The organism is Roseovarius sp. E0-M6 (genome assembly GCF_037083845.1).
In the GTDB taxonomy this organism is placed as follows: Bacteria; Pseudomonadota; Alphaproteobacteria; order Rhodobacterales; family Rhodobacteraceae; genus Roseovarius.
Genome location: NZ_JBAPLA010000006.1, coordinates 235,956 through 242,665, shown reverse-complemented (window position 1 = coordinate 242,665; position 6,710 = coordinate 235,956). Strand labels below are relative to the sequence as shown.

Here is a 6,710-nt window from a genome sequence, read left to right as displayed (position 1 = left end):
GCTTCCTCCCCGGAATCTGAAGCCATACCCCTGCGGGGCTTCAGATTCCGGGGAGGAAGCTCAGAACAGATTCGCTGAAGCGGACCGGCTGGAAGCCGGTGGCTTCGATCCATTAGGTGGAAAGTTAATCGCGGCATCGACCTTGCGCAACAGATGATCGCCGGGAACCAATTGCTCCAGCGTCACCATCTCAAGCTCGGTCTGCTGCGGGGTGGGCTTGCTCAACATACCCCATTGAATCAAAAGTCCCCGCCAAAGGCGAGGACTTTGTCAGCAGTCTGAGGCCCCTCCCAACCGGAGGGGCCTTCTTCATTGGCGCCACCGCGCGACGGCTGCGGCATCGGTTGCGAATCAAAATATGGCGGGTTTGTTGCGCCAAGCGTGACAAACGCCGCGCGCGCCCAAGATTGAAGACAAGACCGCGCATAATGTTGCCGAAATCTTGACGCTGGGGCAGTTTGCCCCTGATTATCTCCACCTGATCTTAACGAAAGGCATGTCCTTCTGTCGTTGTCGGTGGGGGCCGACGCGGTTGTGACGCTCTGAAAAGGGACGTAACAATGGTCTATACCCCCTCGGCTTTCAGCCTTGAAACATCTTTGCGCGCGAACACCTCAGGCGCAGAATGCGACACCCTCCCCCGCCGCACCTCGAACCGGCCGGCTCTTAGCCGCCGAATTTACGAGATGTCCTGGCTGTGCCGCGATGGACGCATCGAAACGGCGCGGCAGTCCGCCCCGTCGGGCCAGATATTCAAGTCCGCGTTCTCGGCCTTTGCGCGCGGCACCCTCGTCACCACGACCACCGGTCCCGTCGCGGTCGAGGATCTTGTTCCCGGCATGCGGATCGTCACGAACGAACGCGGGCCCTCGCCGCTTCTCTGGATCGGGTCAATGTCACTGCTGCCCGACGAGGCCCGCGACGAGCCTCCACTCACCCGGATCATGGCCGATGCCTTCGGCATGGGCCGCCCGATGCCCGATGTTCTCGCGGGGCCGGGCGCCCGCCTCATGCAGCGCATGACGAATGCCACTGAAAACACCCTGCGCCCGGTGCAATCCTTTCGTGACGGAATGAACGTCATCGCCCTGCGTCCACCCGGCCCCACGCAACTCTTTCATATCCTGCTGCACCGGCATGCCACCATTTCGGTGGGCGGGCTTACGGCGGAAACCTTCCAACCCGGACCGGGCTTCGAATCAACGATGAGCTACGAGTCACGCACGCATTTCATGGCGCTCTTTCCGCACTTGCGCCGCCCATCCGATTTCGGAAGTCTTGCGTATCCGCGTCAACCGCTAAGCGACGCGACCGGGCCCTGCGCCATCTGACCACCGGGCCGCGCGGGCTTCACGCCTCCCGCGCGAGCCGATCTTCCAGCACATCGAACGGCACGCCCGGCTCGTCCTTGGCGTTACGGATGACAAGTGACGTCTTGACGCTCGCGACGTTCTCCGCCGCAGTAAGCTGTCCCGTCAGGAATTGCTGAAACGTGCTCAGGTCGGGGGCCACGCATTTGAGGATGAAATCCACCTCTCCATTCAGCATGTGACACTCCCGCACCAGCGGCCAGCCCCGGCACAGTGCCTCAAAGGCGCTCAGATCGCTTTCCGCCTGGCTCACCAGTCCGACACTGGCGAACACCTGCACCTCGAACCCCAGTGAGCGCGCGGCCACGTCGGCATGATAGCCCCGGATATACCCCGCTTCCTCAAGGGTGCGCACACGCCGAAGACAGGGCGGCGCCGAGATGCCGACCCGCTTGGCCAGCTCGACATTTGTCATCCGGCCGTCGGCCTGCAACTCGGCCAATATCTTGNCACGCCGAAGACAGGGCGGCGCCGAGATGCCGACCCGCTTGGCCAGCTCGACATTTGTCATCCGGCCGTCGGCCTGCAACTCGGCCAATATCTTGCGGTCGATGGGATCGAGTCGTGTGGTCGCCATATTCTGCCCTCTGGTATTTCGCGATTGTTATAACAGCGACGCCACCACACGCAATAATGTTTCACATTTGAGCAAGATCGTTTCACACGCTTGGCGGGCCGGGTCATGATCTCCCGAAATTCATGGGGTTTCGCGCCGTTGGACGGGCCACTATATCCTATGCCCAACGATCCGATTCCCACGCCCGAGGAGCTGCTCCATGTCCGACCCCCGCCACACCAGCGTTCTGATCATCGGCTCCGGCCCCGCGGGCTATACCGCCGGCATCTATGCCAGCCGCGCCATGCTCTCACCGCTCCTTGTGCAGGGGATCGAGCCGGGTGGCCAGCTCACCACCACCACCGAGGTCGAGAACTGGCCCGGCGACACCGAGGTTCAGGGCCCCGATCTCATGGTCCGCATGGAGGCCCACGCCAAGGCGATGGGCTGCGATATCGTTGGCGACATCATCACCGACCTTGATCTTTCTGAACGTCCCTTCAAGGCCCGTGGCGACAGTGGCACGCTATACACTGCGGATGCGGTGATCCTCGCAACCGGTGCGCGCGCCAAGTGGCTTGGCCTGCCATCGGAAGAGAAATTCAAGGGCTTCGGCGTCTCGGCCTGCGCGACCTGCGATGGCTTCTTCTATCGCGGTCAGGAAATCGTCGTCGTGGGCGGCGGCAACACCGCGGTCGAAGAGGCGCTCTTTCTCACCAATTTCGCGTCCAAAGTCACGCTCATCCACCGCCGGGACGAACTGCGGGCCGAAATGATCCTTCAGCACCGGCTGAAAAAGAACCCCAAGATCGAACCCCTCTGGTTCCATCAGCTTGAAGAGGTTTACGGCGGTGAAAATCCGCTTGGCGTCGAGGGCGTCAAGGTCAAGCATGTCGAGACCGGCGAAATCACCGACATTCCCTGCAAGGGCGTCTTCATCGCCATCGGCCATGCCCCCGCCAATGAACTGGTGAAAGACACGCTCGAAACGCATATGGGCGGCTATGTCGTGACCCAACCCGACAGCACGGCCACATCGGTGCCGGGTGTCTTCGCCGCCGGCGACCTGACCGATCACAAGTATCGTCAGGCCGTGACCTCCGCCGGAATGGGCTGCATGGCCGCGCTCGAGGCCGAACGCTGGCTTGCCGAGCAAGGTGACGAACCCGCCGCCGAAAAAGACGTGGCCGAACCGCTGGGCTATGGCGCGCCGGTCGACGCGGCCCATTGAGGCTGACATGACCCATGATTTCACGGCACAGGAGGCGGAGACCCGCAAGGCCTTCGCCGAGCTTCAGGCCAACCATCGCCTGCCCGATATTGCCGACATGGATTATTTCTTTGTGCCCGCCAAGACCGGCGCCGACTGGCGCACGCTGGCCGATGCGCTTACGCATGAGGGGTTTTCCTGCGAATGGATCGCCGCTGAGAAGGATGACGAGGCCCCCTATCTCGTGGCCACGCTCCCCGATCAAATGATCAGCGCCACGGCCATCTGGACCACCGAGGCCCTCGCCACCCGCATCGCGCTCGACCACGGCTTTGACCCCGATGGCTGGGGCCTGATGGACGACGAGGGCGCCTGATCCCGCCCCGCGGCGCGCGCTCTTTCCTTCCCCACTAACCTCCTGCCTGCCCCCGGCCGGGTACCCCCGTGCCGCTTCTTGTGCGATGCATCCGGGCCACAACCCGCTGGATGTCTAGAAAACGCCTGACTTTTCTCTTTTCCGCGCCAATAAAGAGTGAGAAGTGTTCACCAATGAACACACTTTGAGTCGCCTGACATGTCCGCCCACCCCGCCACACCGACGCTCCCGGAAGACGATCAGCTCTTTCGCCTCCTGCGTCAGCTGGAGAAAGCACCGGAGGCCCCGCAGCGGGCCACCGCGCGCGCGCTCGGGGTATCGCTGGGGCTGCTCAACGCGCAACTCAGAGCCGCCACCGAAGCCGGCCTGATCAAGATCAGCGACCGCGCCGGCCCGGACCGCCGTCAGCGTTTCGCCTACGCGCTCACCCCCGCGGGGGCGGCGACCAAGGATCGGCTCATCGACACGTTTCTCGCCCGCAAATTCGCAGAATACACGGCACTTCACGCCGAGCTTACGGGCTCGGCCAGTGACCTATTACCGATAAAATACAGGAGCAAACTCATGCAATCCAACCTCACCCCCATTCCCGAGCTTTACGTCTCTTACGACAGCGCGCAAAAGATGAAATCCGAGGCGGCGGACCTTGTCAGCCACGATCTCAGCCCGCGCCAGACCTGCGATCTCGAACTTCTGATGAATGGCGGCTTCAACCCGCTCAAAGGGTTCCTCTCGGAAGAGGACTACAACGGCGTCGTCGAAAACATGCGCCTTTCGGATGGTTCGCTCTGGCCGATGCCCATCACCCTCGATGTCTCCCCGGACTTTGCCGAAAGCCTTGAGTTGGGTCAGGACATCGCGCTCCGCGATCAGGAAGGGGTTATCCTCGCCACCATGACCGTGACCGACCGCTGGACCCCCGACAAGGCGCGCGAGGCCGCGCGCGTGTTCGGCGCCGATGACGATGCCCACCCGGCCGTGAACTACCTTCACAACACCGCCGGGTCGGTCTATCTCGGCGGGCCGGTGACCGGCATTCAGCCGCCCACCCATTACGATTTCCGCGGTCGCCGCGACACGCCCAACGAATTGCGCGCGCTCTTTCGCAAGCTGGGCTGGCGGCGCGTCGTGGCCTTCCAGACGCGCAACCCGCTTCACCGCGCGCATCAGGAACTGACCTTCCGTGCCGCCAAGGAGGCGCAGGCCAACCTGCTCATCCATCCCGTCGTTGGCATGACGAAACCCGGCGACGTGGACCATTTCACCCGCGTCCGCTGCTACGAGGCGGTTTTGGACAAATACCCAGGATCGACGACCACGATGTCGCTCCTCAACCTTGCCATGCGCATGGCCGGCCCGCGCGAGGCGGTCTGGCACGGCCTGATCCGCAAGAACCACGGCTGCACCCATTTCATCGTCGGTCGCGATCACGCGGGCCCCGGCAAGAATAGCGCGGGCGACGATTTCTACGGGCCTTACGATGCGCAGGAGCTTTTCCGCGAACATCAGGACGAGATCGGCATCGAGATGGTCGATTTCAAACACATGGTCTATGTGCAGGAGCGCGCTCAATACGAGGCGATTGACGAGATCGAGGATCGCGACAATGTCACCATCCTCAACATCTCGGGCACCGAACTGCGCCGCCGCCTTCAGGAAGGGCTGGAAATTCCCGACTGGTTCTCATTCCCCGAGGTGGTCGAGGAATTGCGTCGCACCCGTCCGCCGCGCTCCAAACAGGGCTTTACCGTGTTCTTCACCGGCTTCTCGGGCTCTGGTAAATCCACCATCGCCAACGCGCTGATGGTCAAGCTGATGGAGATGGGCGGCCGCCCCGTGACGCTTCTGGATGGTGACATCGTGCGCAAAAACCTCAGCTCCGAACTCGGGTTTTCCAAGGAACACCGTGACCTCAACATCCGCCGGATCGGCTATGTCGCCAGCGAAATCACCAAGAATGGCGGCATCGCCATCTGCGCGCCCATCGCGCCCTATGCCACCACGCGCCGTGCCGTGCGCGAGGATGTCGAAGCTTTCGGCGCCTTCATCGAAATTCACGTCGCCACCTCGATCGAGGAATGCGAGCGCCGTGACCGAAAAGGTCTCTACAAGCTTGCGCGCGAAGGCAAGATCAAGGAATTCACAGGAATTTCAGATCCCTACGACGTTCCGGCAAACCCCGAACTGCGTGTCGAAACCGAGAACGCCGAAGTCGACAACTGCGCGCATCAGGTAATTCTGAAGCTCGAACAGATGGGGCTGATCGCCGGATAAGCCCGACCCCGACGTGCCCCCTCGTCTAAGGGGGGCACATCGGGCCACTGCTACGTGCCGACAACCGCCTCTGCCGCGCGGCGCGTATAATCGCCCCAATCGGCCGCGCGCTCTTTCTGCGCGGCCAGCGCGGGGCGCCGCGCGGCATAATCCTCAGCCGACATCGCCGCCATCGCCGCCTCGATCTGCGCGGCGCTCTCACAGATGATCATCCCCTCCGTGTCGAAGAAATCCTCGACATTCGGACAACCCCAATAGATCGGCACCGTCTCGCACAGCACCGCGTCGATCAGCTTCTCGGTGAAATAGTTCCGTTCGCGCACATTCTCGATCACCACAGAGTAGCGATAAGGCGCGAGTCCTTCGGCCTTGGCCCCGAACGGTGCATAGCCGCCCCCCATCGCCGTCACACTGACCCCGGTCGCGCGCGCCCTCTCGACGATCTCATGACGAAGCCTGTGCCCCTCCTGCGATCGCTTGGCCGACGCGATGAGCGAACACATCGCGTGCTTCGTCACATCCAGACCCCGCCACTCCGGCACCCAGACCCCGCCGAATGGCCAGAATATACCGTTCGGCACCGCCGCAAGCAGGGCCTCGTTGCTGCTCAGAATGCGGTGAAAGCGGCGATGGGCCCGGACCAACTTTTGCATGTGATCGCCATGGATCGCCTCGGGTTCCGTCACCATGATCGAGACCCGCGCACGAATACCAAAGCCCGGTCGCCAGAAATGCGACTTGCGCGGAAAAACAAGCAGGTGATCCTCGGGACCCAGATCGGCCAATGTGCCACCGGCTTCGCCTTCGGGCCGGCCCAGCGGCCATTCCAGAGCATCAAGCGGAATGTGGCCCGGCCAAGGGCCAAGCTTCATTCCATAAGGCAGAACCGCAATTCTGGACGCCACGCCGCACCTCTCTCGTTTC

Annotated in this window: 7 protein-coding genes; 4 read left to right on the top strand and 3 right to left on the bottom strand. The window is 62.5% G+C overall.

All coding sequences use genetic code 11. The features are described from left to right. Nucleotides 1–60: 60 nt before the first annotated feature. Nucleotides 61–225 carry a hypothetical protein gene (locus V8359_RS15320; RefSeq protein ID WP_336429938.1) on the bottom strand — a complete coding sequence of 55 codons (165 nt, stop codon included), beginning with the start codon at nucleotides 223–225 and terminating at the stop codon, nucleotides 61–63. Between the two features lie 335 nt (nucleotides 226–560). On the opposite strand from V8359_RS15320, the gene V8359_RS15315 reads away from it, so the two are divergent. After that, a complete protein-coding gene (locus tag V8359_RS15315) occupies nucleotides 561–1,331 on the top strand; it encodes a Hint domain-containing protein (RefSeq protein ID WP_336429926.1) in 771 nt (256 codons plus the stop codon). A gap of 19 nt (nucleotides 1,332–1,350) precedes the next feature. On the opposite strand, the gene V8359_RS15310 is transcribed toward V8359_RS15315, so the two are convergent. Further along, nucleotides 1,351–1,947: a winged helix-turn-helix transcriptional regulator gene (locus V8359_RS15310; RefSeq protein WP_336429924.1), complete on the bottom strand. Its 597-nt coding sequence runs from the start codon at nucleotides 1,945–1,947 to the stop codon at nucleotides 1,351–1,353. Nucleotides 1,948–2,146: 199 nt separating this feature from the next. Here V8359_RS15310 and trxB point away from each other — a divergent pair, with 199 nt between their 5' ends. The 3 genes from trxB to V8359_RS15295 all read left to right on the top strand — a co-directional run bounded on the left by trxB (nucleotide 2,147) and on the right by V8359_RS15295 (nucleotide 5,786). Continuing rightward, nucleotides 2,147–3,157: a thioredoxin-disulfide reductase gene (gene trxB / locus V8359_RS15305; protein WP_336429923.1), complete on the top strand. Its 1,011-nt coding sequence runs from the start codon at nucleotides 2,147–2,149 to the stop codon at nucleotides 3,155–3,157. 7 nt (nucleotides 3,158–3,164) lie between these two features. Beyond that, nucleotides 3,165–3,512, top strand: a complete 348-nt coding sequence (locus V8359_RS15300) for a ribonuclease E inhibitor RraB (protein WP_336429922.1) — start codon at nucleotides 3,165–3,167, stop codon at nucleotides 3,510–3,512. Between the two features lie 198 nt (nucleotides 3,513–3,710). Then, nucleotides 3,711–5,786: a bifunctional sulfate adenylyltransferase/adenylylsulfate kinase gene (locus V8359_RS15295; RefSeq protein WP_336429921.1), complete on the top strand. Its 2,076-nt coding sequence runs from the start codon at nucleotides 3,711–3,713 to the stop codon at nucleotides 5,784–5,786. A gap of 50 nt (nucleotides 5,787–5,836) precedes the next feature. Here the strand turns inward: V8359_RS15295 and V8359_RS15290 are convergent, their stop codons facing one another. Then, nucleotides 5,837–6,691: a glycosyltransferase family 10 domain-containing protein gene (locus tag V8359_RS15290; RefSeq protein ID WP_336429920.1), complete on the bottom strand. Its 855-nt coding sequence runs from the start codon at nucleotides 6,689–6,691 to the stop codon at nucleotides 5,837–5,839. Between the last annotated feature and the right edge of the window lie 19 nt (nucleotides 6,692–6,710).